Origin of the sequence: Bacillus sp. ME78, assembly GCF_903970865.1 — a bacterium.
In the GTDB taxonomy this organism is placed as follows: domain Bacteria; phylum Bacillota; class Bacilli; order Bacillales; family Bacillaceae_G; genus Bacillus_A; species Bacillus_A cereus.
The window spans coordinates 91477-107690 of the sequence record NZ_CAJCKK010000017.1; the positions used below are offsets into that span (position 1 = coordinate 91477).

Here is a 16214-nt window from a genome sequence, read left to right on the forward strand (position 1 = left end):
ACTGAATGTAGATTCAGTACCTCTTCATTCTTATATAAGGTTTTTTACATATTAGCAAATAGCCATGGAGCGAGTACAGCTAACATACACAGCAAACAAGATCCCGTTATGACACGGTTGGACCACCGGTAGTACTCAGGCTGTTTCGTACTCTCATGAATTTTTCTTAAACGAATACCTGCTATTAACATAAATGGTGTGAAAATAAGTGCTGTTGCTTTAAACAGGTCTAAAAAATCCGTAAAGATGTTCATAAACGAAAGTACATCGGAACTGAACAGGAAGTACACACTTAGTCTCATGGACATCATACTAATAAATGAGAAAATCATACTTCCGGTTGCCCACTTCATCCATTGACCATTCTTTGTAATTAATGCCATAACCATGACAATAACGCCTAATATAAATGAAATAGAAAAGATATTTACTCCTACTTTAAAAGCCGGTGCATACATACCTTCAACTTTTTGTATGATCGATGAACCAAATGAGTCATCTTTCTCAGTTGTTTTCTTTCGATTGTTTAATCCCTCTTTAAAGGATGATGAAACGTCGTCCCCCTTCAATTTGTTAAAATCTACTTTTACAGAAGCCTGAGCTGCTTGTAAGGGGGTAAGAAGTAAAACCATTAAAACAAGCGTACATAAGACTCCTATCATCCCTTTTTCTTGTTTCATCACACATCACCCGCTAATTTTGGTTTAACGCTCTTTAATTTGATTTGATTTCCTTCTGCAACATAAAATAGGTCTGCCGAATAATAGATATTTGCTTTTGTATATGCCCCCATAATTGCATTTGCAATTTCTTCTTTTTCTACTGCCACATATGTTTCATTTTCATTGTAAAACTCAATTTCAATTCGATTAATATTATTATTTAATACTGTAATATGTAACTCTTTTAAGCTATCTAAACGATTGCCTAATCCACACACTAACTTAAATACTTTATTTGCAATTGTTGGTGGTTTGACATACGTCGTATTAAAATGAAGAGTTTCATCATCTATCACACCATCTTCCTCAACTGCACATGTCATAATGAAAGAATGATTTTGTTTTTCAATTTCTTGTTGACTCAACTTGCGATCAATAACATACTTCACGCTTATTGAAAGGTTTTCTATATATTCATCCAGTTCGGTATTTGAAATTTTAACCTCTGAGAATTCCGGAAAAATCATGTAAGCATGTATATTAGAGCTACTTTTACTTACACGTAATACCTGGATTTGTTTCTTTTCATAGCGCACCGTTTGTTCTAATTTTTCTACTACGTTGTTGCTTATATGATCGATTGCCATATATTATCACTCCTATTTACTTTTATAAAATAATTCTTCATACACTTCTCATGATTTGATGCTATCTATTTAAAGCATTGTAATATTACGAAGAGTTCTCAATTCTCCTGTTTTAAGACTGTTAATCACTTGAATCTCCAAACATTTTAATATTACAATGACGTACAATGTCTCATTATAGTCGAATATCCTTATATGGTGAATCATTCTGTCCCACTCATTTGTACAAAAATAAAAAAATATTTTATCCTTGTACAAATGAGTGAGAAAATGCTGTATTTCATGCTATTTAACTAAGAAAATACAACTAGGAAATACATTCAGCTATTTCCTAGTTATCTTTCACTCCATCTAACTAGCGTATAGGAATACAATAAATTAATTTGTAATTCTATATACAACAGTTGATTTTCTGGTAATATTTCTCCCACTGTATGAATCCAATAACGCTTGTTATTAGACATATTAAGTACACGTGTCAGTCCTTGTTCTCGCCCTATTACTTTTGCAGTCCACTTTACAAAATCCATATCATCTACTTCTGAAATTCCTTGTTGGAGAGTGACGATATGCTCTGTTTCTTGTGGAATCGGCAACTGTCCTAGTTCCAGAAATGTCTCCTCATATTCTAACAATTCCTCTGGTATATCCTCATCGCTAGGAAAAGGGATATTATATACTGCTTCAGAAGCAGGAATATGGTGAAAATCTTCAACATACTCCACTTCCTTTGCAACGTCCTTGTCCTGTTCTAACGTTTTTTCTTCTTCACCTACATTCATTCGAATAGATGTAGCAACTAAATCGTATATATTTTCTACATCCTTTTCTAAGGTAATTTCTTTCGTTGGAACAGTAACACGTTCTTGTTCCCTACCTATAGGCCTATTTTCTCTCGGGCACCAATAAACAGGTCGTTGCACCGGTTCTGGTCCTTTTTCCTTCTCCTCTATCAACATGTTTCTTTTTGTTTTGTAAACTACAAAACACATATAGCAAATTAGTGCGATAAGAAGTTTCGTAAACATAATTTCCCCCTCTCCTTTAACCAAATAAATCAAACTCAAATTGTCCTTCAATTACTTTACTTTTTCGTTTTCCTTTCTTTTGAGAAGTATCTACTTCCACAATCAATTCTTCCCATAATGCAATATCTTGTTTTTGTACAAGCATACGCTTATCAGTATTCAGTGTTGTTAAAGTACGTATGATATCTTCTGCATTCCCGTCAATTTCAAGTTTACGTTGCTTTACAACAAAACCAGGAACTTTTTCTTCTTTGATACATTCAACAGCTTTTTGCACAAATTTTACATCTTCCATAAACGATACATCAAATGTACTCGGTAATGTTTTCACCCAATTTGTAAATTGAATTTCAATTGATTCAAACACTGGTTTAATTACTTTACCGATATTTGCAAGTACCCGCTTAGATTCTTCCGATGCCGCTTGTGTCCATTCTTCTGTTGAACCTTTTAACTGATTCCCACTCTTGATATTTTGAATTAATAATGTTTGTAAATCCCCAGTATCACCCAGCATTGCATTTAGTCCGTCACTTGTTGCATCACCGTTCATTGCTTCAGCAGCTTTATTCTTTTGGGCAATTAATTGTGCCATCTGCTGTTGGAAGGTTTCTCTGTAAGCAAGATAGAACGTTCTACATTGCTCCGTTTGACCAATGCGCCAATGTCTTCTTGCAGCTTGGTTTAACGTAAATAAGCTAAATGATAGTTGGTAGAAAATGAGCGTTGGTGTCGCTAATAAATCTAATCCAACCTTCACCAATTCTTGCGAACAGATAATTACATTCACACCGCTTTTTACTTGCTCTTTTAGCCATGCACTACGTTTTGGCGGAGTAACTGTATTCGTACGAAGAATAGCTACTTTTGCACCCGGTACTTGCTCGGCAACCTTCTGTAAACGAGGCTGAACATCTCGTTCTTTTACTGTAGATCCTGTATCAGATACATAAATGATGGTTGGACGGCCTTCAGAGATTTCAGTATGCAATATTTCTTGCAACTTCTTCTCCTTCGGCTGTATACAATCCTCATCAAATCGGAATTCCTCATTGGACCAAATCAATTCTTTTTCCGCGTTATCTAAATGATAGTTTGGATAATGGTTCATATTATCTGGATACGCATTTCCTGTACGAATATAAGAGAGCCATAGTTTTCCAGTATCTGGTGTACCTTTCGCCCCTTCGATTGCTTTCTCAAAAGATTCGTTCATATGCTCATAAGCCTGTTTTTGTTCTTCCGACATCTCGACAAGAATCGTAGGAACATTAATTAACTCCACAGGATTTGGCCAAACATCTTTTAAGCGTACATTAATGGTTGTATCCATTAAGAATTGAGTAAACACATACGGCGAAATACCAGGAACAACTTTTGTTTTATCCAACATCCCTTGTGCACCACGTGAAGCAACGTTGGATACAACTTCACCGTCATGGTAATACGTTCTCTCGATGTTTCCGTAAGTTTCATTCCATTCCATTAAAGAACTATATTCAAAGCCGCTTTTCACCATTTTTTGAGGGAATAAACGCCATAATGTATAAAATACGTCGCTCGCTCGTCCACCAAATAATGTACCTGTTCCAGCTACAACTTTTTTACAAACCTTTGCTAAACTCCCTAGGGCAGTTCCTTGTGCTGTCTCACTTTTTAATTCATGAACTTCATCAACAATAAGAGCATCAAAGAAGTGTTTCATTTTCCTACGAATATACTCAACAGTTGCTACCTTTCGATATGCTCGCCCTGTTTGTTTCGCATCATATGGTTTCACACGATTTTCTAACTCTAGTTGTTTTTGCAAAGATTTATTTCCTTCTTTTATTGCTTGTACTAATTTATTTTCATATTTCGTCCAGTCTTTAAAACTTGAATATCTCGTTTTTACTTTTGGACTCCAAATATTTGAATTACAATCAGCACAGGCACTATTTTTATTTGTTTTCGAATCTAAGTCACTTCCTGTAAAATCTTTATACTGGCAAACTTCTTTCTGATCACCATTAGCTTGTTGAACCATAATGGAAGAAGTTTTTTTACGTAACTTAGCACCACAATCTGGACAGTAGTATCCATTTTTATAATATCTTTGCACCTCTTCCTCTGATTTCTTGGAAAGTGCAATTTTTTTATAAGGTAATGGCATCTGTTTAATAGAGTCCCCTCGCATTGTTGTAAAACTAATAACAAAGAAGGTTGGTTTTTCTGGTTTTGGTCTTCCAGCCTGAATCCAAGATTGATGAATACGAATCAAATCTTCTGTACGTTTAATTAGATGTACATCTGCGTCTGGTATTAAGTGGTGTATTTCTTCTTTTGCCCATTTCTCAGTAAGAGTAGGTGGAACAAATACGCAGGTACGATACCCTTTTTGCCCTGTTAAATGGAAATATCCATCTACTGTAGCTGTCATAATTGCACTTTTTCCGGACGACATTTCCCCCTGTATAATGATTCCTTTCTGTACTTGCAATGCTTTTGCTGCACCTGTTGCTACATGTGCCTGTACAGGGAATAATGGTCTTTGGTACATATCAAAATGAGATAATACCTGATCTTTCATCGGTTGATGTAAAGGCTCATCTAATTTTGTTACTTTGTCTAGCATGACAGGTGAGTATTCCAATAGATATTCATTTAAATCGTTGATTCCATTGATTTTTTCACCTGTACCCTCTTGTGGGAATTGACATCTTCCAGACCGGATCATTTCTGATAAAAACTCTTTACAATCATCTTCTTTTAATACGACTTTTGCAATCGTTAGAGAAGAAAACTCATTCTTATCAAAATACATTTCCAATGGTTGTAACAAATTTCTTGTAAGCATTTCTTCATAAATGGGTTTCGCCCACTCTTCTAAGATTGGCAGACCATACGGAGGAGCCATCAAAAAATCTCTTACTTGCATTTCTGGTGCTTCGTCAATTGCAACAACATACTTTTCTTCTATTTCCTTAGAAAACGCAATAATTGCTTTTTTTCTATTTGCTGTTTGTGTATTAATGAATTCAAATTGTCCTGTCGGGATTACATTCATTTTTTTACCTAATGCATAATATAATTCTTCTTTTTTCCCTTCTCCAAAATACAAACGGCGTGTACCCATAGATATAGCAGCACGAAACGCTTTTAATGTACTATCATTCGCACCTAATACTGCAAATTGCATATGGTTATTATGATTAACTGCCATGGCAAAGCAGAAAGCCGAATGAGAAGCAGTAGCTGCCTCCAGTTGTAACATCGCTGGTGTTTGTTCCTGGTCAAATGTATCTTGTTGAATCATTTCTTGTATCATAATTTTCCCTCCTAAAAATAAAAACGCATCTAATTCGATACGTTTCATGTCCTACTCATTCAATTTATTGTTTAAAAATCTACAAACTGTTTCCACTCTGGTAATGATTGTTCAGCATCATGTAGCATATCGCCTGCACCCTTGAAAAGTGAGAATTGCTCAAACACTACAAAATTTTCACCTGTACCAGATTGAGATGCACATAGGCAAATGACTGTAAGAACAATAACAATACGGAATACGCAATTACTAAACTCCCATACAATGCATAGCGCTCCTATCCCTAACAGTACAGACATAATCCTCTTCCTTTCCTAGACAAGTTCTTTGACTTCACCAGTTGGTGTTGCTGTGATAAATTTCGCACGGCGTTTTTGTAATACAACTTCTTTCGTTGTTGTTTCCAATTGCTCGAATGAACTCTCAAAAAACACATTTTCAGATCCACGAACAGCATGGAGTGTATTACCTTCACCAAGCAAACCATCTGCTACACCTGTTATCAGCAATAGTCCTAATTGTCCAGAAGCAATCGGCATCTTTGCACTTTCAGCAGCTGTTTTCTCACCTTGAAGTGAGTAACCATTCCCTCTATTTAAGCGTTTCTTTAATGATACGATTCCCTCTGATTTGCCTACACCTTCATATGCGTCTTTATAATCCACGCGAGATGTAAAAATCAATTTATTATTATATTTCAATTCTGGTATAATCCAATTTTTACGATTCACCATTTGCGCTAATGTATTCACATTTGCTTTGACAAAATCTAGTTCTGACATATTCTCGCAAAAATTAGCGAATCGATCATTAAAATATGTATCATTTTTCGTAGCTGTACGCTTACGACCAATAAAGACACATTGCTTAAATTGCTCAAATTCTTCATTTTCATCACCAAAACGCATTAATCCTATTTCCTCGTAATTCTTAGCTAAAAAGTAGCTAATTTCATCTTGAGCAAAACGATCGTATGGAATGACATACACCATAACGCCACCATCTTGTAAATAATGATGTGCACGCTTTAAGAAATTAAATTCCATTTTCTCTGATTTCTTTTTTTCTGTCCGAAGCTCCGTATTATACGGTGGATTTAAGAAGATGAGCGAAAAATAGTCATGACTAATCATCATATTTTCAAAACCAGAGCGTATCACAACATCTAATTGCTCTTTTGCTTTGTTATAACGATTTGCATCTAATTCCACACCATATGTATCAAGTTGTATACCAACTTGTTTCACCTTATCTGCAAAACTTCTTAAGATTGTACCTTCTCCACAACATGGATCAAAGCAAGCATAAGCTCGCTCTGATTCCATTTGTAATAGCTGTATTAAGTGTTTCCCTTCTGTTAATGGTGTTGGATAAAATCCAGCCGCCAAATCATTTCCTATTCGCATAATGTTTCCCTCCGAGTTCTTTTTTTACAATAAAAAAAGGAAGATCCAAGTATATACATCACTTAGTTCTTCCTTTTATCCTCTATAAACTACCTCGACTTTATTAAAATGGTAGTTCTTCATCTGTAATCTCCGGCAGCTCACCCATACCAGCAAAAATATCATCCGGCTCTTGGGATGGCTTTCTTATTTCCTGCTCTTTTGGATCAACTAATTCTGTCCAAATGTTATCTTTTTTCATTTTCATATCCCTCTATCCTTCTTATTTTTCAGGTTCATATACAACTTCTTCGTAATCGAAAAAATAATCTTTCAGCTTACGTAGGATTGTACGAAACTTCGGTTCAGCTACGATCTTTGTACCATGGTAAAAACTTTGTTGCCCGACAAAGCGCCATAAGATTACGTAGCCTTCTTTTGCTTCCTGTATACCTTCAATGTATAAAGCGATTTCTTGAATGGCAACCTTTTCATTAAGAGTATCTGGTTTAAAGTATTGAAATTTCCCATCTGGTAATATAATTTCAGCTTCAAAACATCCTCTCATTTGGTTCACTCTTGCTCTGGATTCAGATGACATCGCTGGTGCAGCATATGATTTCTGATTTTTTTCCATTCGTGTTTTATGTTCCTCTACTGTTGGTACTAGTTGTAAGTGTCTACAATCTTTTTTCATTTTACTATCTCCTCTACTGTTTAATTTGTTATTTTATGAATAATAAATAACCCCGCCTGCAAACTTGAAAACAACACAAAAAGGGCTTCTTCAAGTCGATTAAAAATGTGCATAGCAAAAAAAGCTATATATACACTAATCGGCTCAAAGAAGCCCTTTCAAAATTGAAACAAGACGCAACTTGCTTCTACAACTCAACCACAACACAAAAAAAGGTGTGGGAATAAACGGAATCAAATAAACTAACAATATAACCATATATTACACAATTAATATAATAGAATCAAGTTATTTTCTAAGTTTTAAAAGCTTAATTACCTAAATCTTAACAAAATCCTTAGATTTGCTTGATAATACGTTATCGTTTCACATGCTCTTCTGGTTAAATTCACAAACAGTATTTTAACACGTATTACTGCCCCTTATGGAATATGTTGGTGAATTCGAATTGTATTTGACTTTCTATTTTAAGCGCACTCCAAACCACGGCCATTAAGAATCTGCTTATAAATAATTGAGTAAATTCAGGAATATGGGGCAGAACTAACTTGTAAAACCATTTAAAACTTAGGAAAGCAGGTAGAAATAATTGAAAAAAAATGAACAACTATTTACTTTCGAAGACTACGTCGTACCAGGAACAATCCCTGTCTTAGAACAACCTTCTTCAAACGTTTGCTGGGCCACCGTATTGACCATGTTAATTAATTGGAAAAACAAAACATCACTGAAAATCGAGTCGGTATTGCTATCTCTGGACGACATTTATCTTGAGAAATTCAACAATAACAATGGCTTGTTGGGGGCGGAGAAAAAAGCATTGCTAGATAAAGTTGGCTTAGTGGGCGAGATCCCTCAGAGCTATACCATCGACGGGATTCTAGGATTGTTAAAAACGCATGGTCCACTTTGGGCAACTACCGATGAAGATCCGAGCAAAGAATTTTCAATCCACGCAAGGATCATCAATGGAATTTCTGGGGACGGTTCAGTTCTAGGAACTACCCTTCATATCATTGATCCTAACGGCGGACGAATATACGATGAAACATTCTCGAAGTTTATTGAAAAATTTGAACAGGAAGCACGAGATTCGGGATCCCCAAATCCACTACGTATTCAAATGGCCCATTTTTGATGAGCATACCATTTACCTCAGCTTGTGGAAACTAAAAAGCAGAACGATTCCAGAGATTCGTTCTGCTTTTTGCTTACCATTTTATTGCTCCATTAAATTGATTTTAAGTCTTTCATATCCTTCTCTTAGTGATAAAGGTTCATCGGTCGGAGCATCTTTGGCTACCCATGGCTTGACAGGGAAAATTCGGGCCTTCTCCATATCCGCATCTAGGTCAAATTCAACCCAATTCCAGTTCATTTCTGCTTCTTGGGACATTGGTAGAAGGAAGGATGGAGTTTGTACCTCCTCTAAATCAGTAGTACCCGAGACAAAAGTAGACAACAGCGGTCCTGCTCTGAACGTCACTTCCAAGCGACTTAATGCCGCAGTAATGAATTGTTTAGGAAGCGAGATGCTTTTGATTGGTAGGATACCTGAATAAGCATGTACATTAGCTTGGGGTACCATAAGCATTGTGACAAAGGCCTTACTTTCATTAGTAAAGGTCAATCGGGGACAATTTTCCGCTGTCTGCAATACAACATAGGGATCTTGGTCAGCGGTATCCTGTGGATGCTCTGTTTCCCTCACCGAATAGTAATGATTATAGTTACCGTTCAGGTAATAACCCAAAAGCCCGTCCGAGCTTAAATCCGCAAATCCGAGTGAGACGGAAAATGGCATGTCCTTATACGGATTCGTTGGTGTAGTAAAAGTCTTACGCCAATCCGGATCGTAAAGGTTGTCTTCCTCAAGCTCAAGCTTCAACATAGCACGTACAACAGCGATAGGACGTCCGATCAAAACGGACAAGTACTGGTCCTCCAGTTCACTAGATGGATCAATCGTCCATAACGTGCGGTCTACAGCCTCCATGAAATCGTCAAAGCCAGGCGTCTTAGCCTTAAGTATCAGAGCTTCTATCATCTGGGCTAGCTCTTGAGTTTTGTTCACTTCTTTCAAATCTTTTAAACTTTCTCCACTTATCGGATCAGGTAGCCATTGTAACTGCTCTACTCCATCTGGATAAATTCTTCGAATTTCACCTAGTGCTCTTCCGTCCTGGTCATAAACAGTCAAAGAACGGTCCATATGATCGGGAAGAATCCAACCACAAATTGGATTCACTTTCTCCTCCATATGCAACCGATGCTCGGGGTTTTCTGCACTAATCCAATGAAAATGCAAACGGGCAGGCTGTAATAATCTTGGGCGCAAGTGTATAAATCGATCTGGCTGTACATCGCTAATGGGGAGTTCCGCCTTCATGCCGCTAGGCTTAGCCGTATGCACCGGCGGGCAGGCAGCCTGTTCCTGCTGCAGCACTTCGATGGTTTGTCCAAACCGATCAACGATTGTCAGTCGATGGAAGCATAATTGTCCACTACGGATGGCTTGAAATACTGTCTTTTCATCATGATCCATGTAAGGTTGTCCGGGATCAGGAACTGCTGTGTATTCTCCATGAATGAGATCTTCAATCTCAGCATCTGAATATAATGAACAGATACTGTCCTCTAACACATTTTCTGGTGTACGATGCATCCGAATATCTCTCATGGCAAGTTGCTTATGGAGACCACTTAAAGTTTGAGATAATATATTCCAATCCCCGACAGCTGCAATTAATTGATTTAACTGATTTTTTTCATCGTCGCCAAGTTCCTGGTGATCCTTTAAGAACTGCTTAATACGTGCCCTTAGGGAGAACATAGCCTGATGGTCTAGATAGGTGCGACCACCGATCACATGGTGAGAATCTTCTATATTGCTTAAGGATTGGCAAACATAGTCACTTCCATCAAACCTATAGTTTTTATACGGTACGGGGTGCCATTCGACCTCCCATTCCAAATAAAGCGGATCCCATGGCTGCGTCCACATACGATTAAGAGCAGGTGATGTTCCCAAGATTTGTTTCCCCATCCATTCCATTTCCGAAGCACCAGTAAGTTGACCAATTATGCGATCATTCATAGGGTCGAGGAGTACAAATTCACGGATCAGGGCATCGATGCTCTTCGGTAAGTTCTTCAGTTGAAGCTGGGGCACCAACTCATCCAATTGGGCCGATGTAATAGTTACAGAATTATCTTCCTTCATATATTCGAACCCCTGAAACAATTGATTCAGATGTCGTGTGTAAAAAGGCAGTTGTTCTTGTTTTTCATAAGGTAGCCCGGCGAAAAGGAGCACAGGGTCTTGTTGTAACCAATAACGAGGTAAAGCAATTGGCTTTAATACGAGATTGTTACCCAACCATGATAAGTCGAAGGATTGAAACTCACTAGCATAATTGTTTAACGTTCTTTCCTTTTCCTTCAAGTCTCGAATTACGGAATGGATGCTAAGTTCGAACCGCTCACAACTTGTCTCGTTCGGCCATCTCCCTTGGTTATCATCTGCGATAGCTTGGGCCCGTCCAGCCTTCCACCAAAGTTCATACAATTTACGCCGAAGCTTTCTTACCTCTCTGTCAGCTTCTTCGAGCTTGGTTTGTAGTCGGTTTAAGCCGCGTAGTTTACTTTCTTGACGTTGAGTTAAAACCAAATGTCCCGCAGACTTCTTTTCCTCTTTTCTAACCACAGTCCAGATTTTCCCACCCTCTTCTGACCCAAAAGCGCTTTGCTGGATATGTTGGTCTAGAGTCAGCGCACCATCACTATCCGCAATTTCGGATAACATATTGTGCTGGAGTGCATCGATTACGGTGGAGATGAGTCGATCTGTATCATCACTACAATTCTCTTTGATCAGAGCAGACAAGGCATCAAGTGAAGTGTTGCCCACAGCAAGTGAAAGATTTACTTCATCACGTGTGGAAATAGGGATATCCCCCTGTCGGTCCCAAAGGACTTTATAGACCGAACCGTGATACAAACTCCTCTTTGCGGTCTTTTTTTCAGCGTCCTTTGGATCCCATCCAAGTCTAGTTAACAATTTTAGATAGTCGGAAGGTGTTCTCCAATCGGCCACTGGATCGTATGCTGGATTGGAGTACCATCCCACCACTAGATAGGACAACATTGTCTGTTCCAACCCTTCATCTGTCAGCGGATCATGAATAGAGAACATATTTTCCACTTGAGGCTGATAGGCAGTAAATGTGAGATCTCCAGTTCCTAGAGCGGTTAAGAATAGCTTATGCCCTGGAGGTTTTTTTTCCTCCCAACTCTCAAGCGGTAACTTTCTCCCAATAAACGTTTGCTTAATTGGTGAATGGTCAGGATGATTATATGGAACCGTTCCTTCTTTAGCGCTTAGTTCATCGCTCTCAACAATCCAAGCCACAAGAGGATCTTGCTTGATCCCACAACTCCTTACAATGAGCCAGCGGTTTGGTACTTTGGGGAATTCGATTTCGCCTGATTTATCGGAGCCCGTTCTAAGGGCATCCGGTAGAGTCCAATGCAAATATACCCCTTCATTGCTTGAATACTGGTTAAAATCATTTTGACCACCTGAAAAAGGTTCGGGCTCAGGCGATAGAAATTCCGTCAGATTATCGTAATTTTTATGGAAGCGCCTAAAATTTCGCTCCACTCTCATTTTCTCGTTCACAACAAGTGCTTCCAATTGGATGGGTACAAAGAGCATATTTTCTGGCATCTTGGTTAAGGGGCCTCCTTTGTGGGCATGGAAATGTTTTGATGTGTCTCAAATGCATAGGGAATATCCGATTCAAAAACACGAATCAAGACTAAGGCATCGGGCTTGATCAGCAATCGAAACCGATCTCCCTCTTGACTGTGAACTTTAATCAACTCTTCCTCCCGCTCCCACCACATATCCTCGGACCATACCTCCGTCCCCGAAACCAAAACGGTAAAGAGGAGTTTCATTGGATCAGTAAACTGAAAGCGATATGTATATATGGTTCCGTCTGTTGCGGTATTTGACAATTCAAACTTACGTCTCGTGAAAAAAAACTCATAGGAACCGACTTGCACAGGAAGGCGTCTTTCCATCCACATTCCACCCTGCCGTTGATACCGTAGCCAATAAATTGATACTCCATCGGTACCTACAGTAACTTCTTGTGATCCCACTGGTTGTTTCTCCTGTCCTTCAAATAGAACCTTAGTATCAGGGGGGCATGCCCATTCTACCGTAATTAACTGACCAGGATATGCAATTTCAGGACGGCTTTTGAATTCGACATCACCCGGATCAAGCGCAATGGTCACAACCTTCTCCGCAGAGACTATATCCTTGTAGTAAGCCCGAAGGATATAGGTAGCATTCGTGGAATCGGGAATCACTTCTGCTTCCCCATCCCCTCTCCACTGCGTAATAAGACTGCCGTTTCCCGTCATTAGTTCACCATATTCAGTCCATTTATTAACCTTCCAACTTAGCTTCACCTTCCCTCCCCATTGTTTCTTCAGTACATTCGGCTCCGCTTTAACTTCTTGAATCTCAGGTCGCCGTACACGCACATGAACATGCCGTTTAATTTCCAAAGATTCTCCATGTGCTTGAGTTATGGCACTCAAAGTGAACGTTGTTGAACAATTCAACCTTTGAGCCTTCCATTCTCTTAGATGGGAAACATCTACGGATTCTCCATCTTCTCGACTCAGTAAGTAACCGGATTGCTCCGCCGCGTGCCAAGTGAGCGTCGTTTCTTGTCCGGGATCAATCTCATCGGGGAGTGCCTGAAATTTTTCGATCCATGGTTCCTCAGGAAACTTGGTTGCTGAGAAATTTGTTATGTGCAAATCTATAAAATCATCTTCGTACCCAGCCTCTTCTTCAACTTGTAGTTCAAAGGTACCCGGTTCCCGATTCACCGCAATGTTCGATAAAGTGACCGTAAGCGCTTCCGAAGTAAACTTTCGAGCCCTTTCCGTTTGAGCTTTTAATTCAACTGTTCCATGGTCATCATAGGAAAACGACCAATGCGTCGGATTCGAGGGATTCATTTCAATTCGAATTCCTTGTGGGACATCCGTTAAATTATGTGCATAATCCCCAATCTCCAGTTTTATTCGGATGAGTGAGCAGATAACTGGTTGTTCATGAGGGTTTGATATGACGAAAGTGACTCGTGCCATCCGTCGATCACCTTCAGCAGGACTCGCTCGGAGCGGGCTTGGTTCGGTCAGGAGATCATACTGAAGTAAAAGATTTCGTTCCATGGTTGTTCCTCCTTTACCATGCTAGATCGAATTTCATTCGATCTGATAGGTTATACAACTGCAAACCTAACTCGGCAGGTGAGAGTTCTTGACGATTTAGCTTTGGGAGTAACTCCTTCACAAGATCCTCTATAAGGACTGTTCTATGTTGGGGATCAATAGGCAGAGAGATATCTCCAAGATCCTGCCCCTCACTTCCTTTGTCTAGAGAGCGATAGTCAAGTAATAGTTGTTCGTTTTCTGCTCCAAACCTTAAACTTTCCTGCGGCTCCGCGATCTCAATGGAACTGGGAACTCCCTCAATTAAGCAAAACAAAAGCGTAGGCTGAATCTTTTCTGTAAGAAGTATCGTCGCTTCCTCATTAGATCGGGGGGCTACCTTTATCGTCATTCCCTCAAGCTTATCGACCAAACTGGAGCGCATCAAGAAACCTGTACGTTCCTTATAGTTATACTGAGAACGTTCTACGATTGATCTCCCAAATAGCTTCGGCCTTTCTTGAGCCGAGAGCCAATATGCCTGTTCAATCAACGTTTTTCGGATTACACCGAGCATCTGGTAATCTAAGGTGGATTGGAACCCGATGCTTAACGCACCATCCATAAGCGCATGCGTCCAATTTGCATCAACGCGAAAAAAACGAATTGAATCGGGTGGTAGCATACGCCAATCCGGTACTAGATAGGACAAAGGGATGTTCTTGAACAATAATAATTCACCAAGCCACTTTGAAATAGGTTCCCATTCGCTAGACAGTTGTAACATAGCGTGTTCCCACCATTGCTCTTGTGTTCGCTGAGGAACATTGAATTGTTCAAAATTTTCCGCCACCCTTTCTGGATCCATTTTCCTTTCTGGTTCCCGCTGGAGTTCTTTTCTCAATTGGCCAGTCATAACCGAATGTATCTTTTGAAACAATGCCGAATCTCCCAACCCTATTACATTTTGAACAATTTGTTTTTCTACCCTTTGGCAATCCTCTGTTGGACATGCAAAATTGAGATCCAGGAATGCGGTTGACATCCATCCATTTTGTTGCTGTTTTAATAATTTATCTGCAAGCCGAATTGTATTCTGCCTTACTTTCAGCAGCCTTGTTGAAAAAGATTTATCAGCACGTGCCAGTTTTCGTCCCAGTTCCCACGCCGCAGAGTAACTTAGGTCAAAAACGCCATTTAACTCATCATAGATCATAGCACCCGACGAAGTACGGAAGGGATCTGACTTGGCCGTAAGACCTATTTTGCTTTTTGTTAGTGGACCTCGATACCAGGCGAAAGTATGCTCTCCTGACAACATTTTATAATACTTAGGCACATACCCCGTTTCTGTTCGTTTACAGACCCCCTCGGGTACACTCGGGTCAATTTGGCACGTTGGTAGGATTAGATACCGATTTGAATCTTCTGCCATTTTACTCATGATATCACTGAAAGTGCCCTTTTCTTCAGCGTTAATAAAACTCCAGTTGTGTAGAGAAACCATTCTTACCTTTTTTCCTGCAGCCTTCATTTGGGAATCGGGCTTCAAATAATCATTCCAGCCTTCCAGAGATACCAAATGGACGATGATTTTTCGTCCCATAGGCTTGGAAGGAAGACGATGGGACGGCAATACAGCGAATTGTCCTTCTTCTAGAGGCAGAAACGCCTTATTCGTGAGGTCCACCTCACGGACATGGGGAAGCCTTTTGATGGTAGCCCATTTGGGTACGATCCAATCGAATAAATCACCTGAAAACGAGATAGTGCTGCACTTCATGGACCGCTCATGTATAGGTACATTTTTTAGTTTGATGTCAGGTTTCAGGATATTCTCATCACTATCACTTAATAACATCTCTACAGTCATAGTTTCGATCTGTGTATCCGATTCAGCGCCTCCAATCAACTCATCTTCCTCGAAAACCAACAGGGCCATCCATGGCAAACTACTGGCTTCATTGATATCCAGAATTCTTTCCCAAGGTAACACTCTTTTATTGAAAACGATGTGTGGGAGAATATAGCTAAAATTACCCGAAGCCTTAGACGGAGGATAATATTCTTTAACATCACCCTCGCTTAAAAAAAATCGGGGACCGCTAACTCGAATCTTTAATGGATCTGCTTCTAACTTCTCGGTAATTGCTTGACTTCCCATGTCCAAATTCGCTTCCACAACATATTCGCCTGCCTGTAGCTGTGGAACCTGACGATCGTATAAATTCAGTGTGGCTTCCATATT

General features: G+C 39.3%; 12 protein-coding genes. 1 reads left to right on the plus strand and 11 read right to left on the minus strand.

Translation table 11 applies throughout. The features are described from left to right. Nucleotides 1-44: 44 nt before the first annotated feature. From H6481_RS18510 to H6481_RS18545, 8 genes are all read right to left on the minus strand, one after another. Nucleotides 45-680 carry a hypothetical protein gene (locus tag H6481_RS18510; RefSeq protein ID WP_182812724.1) on the minus strand — a complete coding sequence of 212 codons (636 nt, stop codon included), beginning with the start codon at nucleotides 678-680 and terminating at the stop codon, nucleotides 45-47. Beyond that, nucleotides 680-1309, minus strand: coding sequence for a hypothetical protein (locus H6481_RS18515; RefSeq protein WP_182812727.1), 630 nt, complete (start codon nucleotides 1307-1309; stop codon nucleotides 680-682). Before H6481_RS18515 ends, H6481_RS18510 begins: the two co-directional genes overlap by 1 nt. 335 nt (nucleotides 1310-1644) lie before the next feature. Next, nucleotides 1645-2337: a transposase gene (locus tag H6481_RS18520; RefSeq protein ID WP_182812730.1), complete on the minus strand. Its 693-nt coding sequence runs from the start codon at nucleotides 2335-2337 to the stop codon at nucleotides 1645-1647. Between the two features lie 16 nt (nucleotides 2338-2353). Continuing rightward, complete coding sequence (locus tag H6481_RS18525; protein WP_182812732.1) at nucleotides 2354-5644, minus strand: hypothetical protein; 3291 nt, start codon at nucleotides 5642-5644, stop codon at nucleotides 2354-2356. A gap of 71 nt (nucleotides 5645-5715) precedes the next feature. Continuing rightward, on the minus strand, nucleotides 5716-5943 hold the full coding sequence (locus H6481_RS18530) for a hypothetical protein (RefSeq protein ID WP_182812736.1): 228 nt from the start codon (nucleotides 5941-5943) through the stop codon (nucleotides 5716-5718). A gap of 15 nt (nucleotides 5944-5958) precedes the next feature. Beyond that, nucleotides 5959-7050 (minus strand): DUF6094 domain-containing protein, encoded by a 1092-nt coding sequence (locus H6481_RS18535; protein WP_182812739.1) that lies wholly within the window; start codon nucleotides 7048-7050, stop codon nucleotides 5959-5961. A gap of 103 nt (nucleotides 7051-7153) precedes the next feature. Continuing rightward, a complete protein-coding gene (locus H6481_RS18540; RefSeq protein WP_182812742.1) occupies nucleotides 7154-7291 on the minus strand; it encodes a hypothetical protein in 138 nt (45 codons plus the stop codon). A 21-nt stretch (nucleotides 7292-7312) separates the two neighbouring features. Next, nucleotides 7313-7726 carry a DUF6018 family natural product bioysynthesis protein gene (locus tag H6481_RS18545; RefSeq protein ID WP_044796998.1) on the minus strand — a complete coding sequence of 138 codons (414 nt, stop codon included), beginning with the start codon at nucleotides 7724-7726 and terminating at the stop codon, nucleotides 7313-7315. 589 nt (nucleotides 7727-8315) lie between these two features. Here H6481_RS18545 and H6481_RS18550 point away from each other — a divergent pair. Beyond that, entirely contained in the window at nucleotides 8316-8864 is a 549-nt protein-coding gene (locus H6481_RS18550; protein WP_182812745.1) for a papain-like cysteine protease family protein, read from the plus strand. A gap of 81 nt (nucleotides 8865-8945) precedes the next feature. Here H6481_RS18550 and H6481_RS18555 read toward each other — a convergent pair whose 3' ends face one another. From H6481_RS18555 to H6481_RS18565, 3 genes are read right to left on the minus strand one after another with little or no spacing between them, the layout of a single operon-like run. Then, complete coding sequence (locus H6481_RS18555; protein WP_182812748.1) at nucleotides 8946-12455, minus strand: hypothetical protein; 3510 nt, start codon at nucleotides 12453-12455, stop codon at nucleotides 8946-8948. A gap of 5 nt (nucleotides 12456-12460) precedes the next feature. Further along, the gene (locus H6481_RS18560) at nucleotides 12461-13987 is read right to left on the minus strand and encodes a hypothetical protein (protein ID WP_182812751.1); all 1527 of its coding nucleotides are present in this window, start codon (nucleotides 13985-13987) and stop codon (nucleotides 12461-12463) included. A 13-nt stretch (nucleotides 13988-14000) separates the two neighbouring features. Further along, on the minus strand, nucleotides 14001-16211 hold the full coding sequence (locus H6481_RS18565; protein WP_182812754.1) for a hypothetical protein: 2211 nt from the start codon (nucleotides 16209-16211) through the stop codon (nucleotides 14001-14003). Nucleotides 16212-16214: the final 3 nt, after the last annotated feature.

Coding starts and splice junctions, on each gene's coding strand:
- H6481_RS18510 (WP_182812724.1), bottom strand. CDS start 680: ATGAAACAAGAAAAAGGGATGATAGGAGTCTTATGTACGCTTGTTTTA.
- H6481_RS18515 (WP_182812727.1), bottom strand. CDS start 1,309: ATGGCAATCGATCATATAAGCAACAACGTAGTAGAAAAATTAGAACAA.
- H6481_RS18520 (WP_182812730.1), bottom strand. CDS start 2,337: ATGTTTACGAAACTTCTTATCGCACTAATTTGCTATATGTGTTTTGTA.
- H6481_RS18525 (WP_182812732.1), bottom strand. CDS start 5,644: ATGATACAAGAAATGATTCAACAAGATACATTTGACCAGGAACAAACA.
- H6481_RS18530 (WP_182812736.1), bottom strand. CDS start 5,943: ATGTCTGTACTGTTAGGGATAGGAGCGCTATGCATTGTATGGGAGTTT.
- H6481_RS18535 (WP_182812739.1), bottom strand. CDS start 7,050: ATGCGAATAGGAAATGATTTGGCGGCTGGATTTTATCCAACACCATTA.
- H6481_RS18540 (WP_182812742.1), bottom strand. CDS start 7,291: ATGAAAAAAGATAACATTTGGACAGAATTAGTTGATCCAAAAGAGCAG.
- H6481_RS18545 (WP_044796998.1), bottom strand. CDS start 7,726: ATGAAAAAAGATTGTAGACACTTACAACTAGTACCAACAGTAGAGGAA.
- H6481_RS18555 (WP_182812748.1), bottom strand. CDS start 12,455: ATGCCAGAAAATATGCTCTTTGTACCCATCCAATTGGAAGCACTTGTT.
- H6481_RS18560 (WP_182812751.1), bottom strand. CDS start 13,987: ATGGAACGAAATCTTTTACTTCAGTATGATCTCCTGACCGAACCAAGC.
- H6481_RS18565 (WP_182812754.1), bottom strand. CDS start 16,211: ATGGAAGCCACACTGAATTTATACGATCGTCAGGTTCCACAGCTACAG.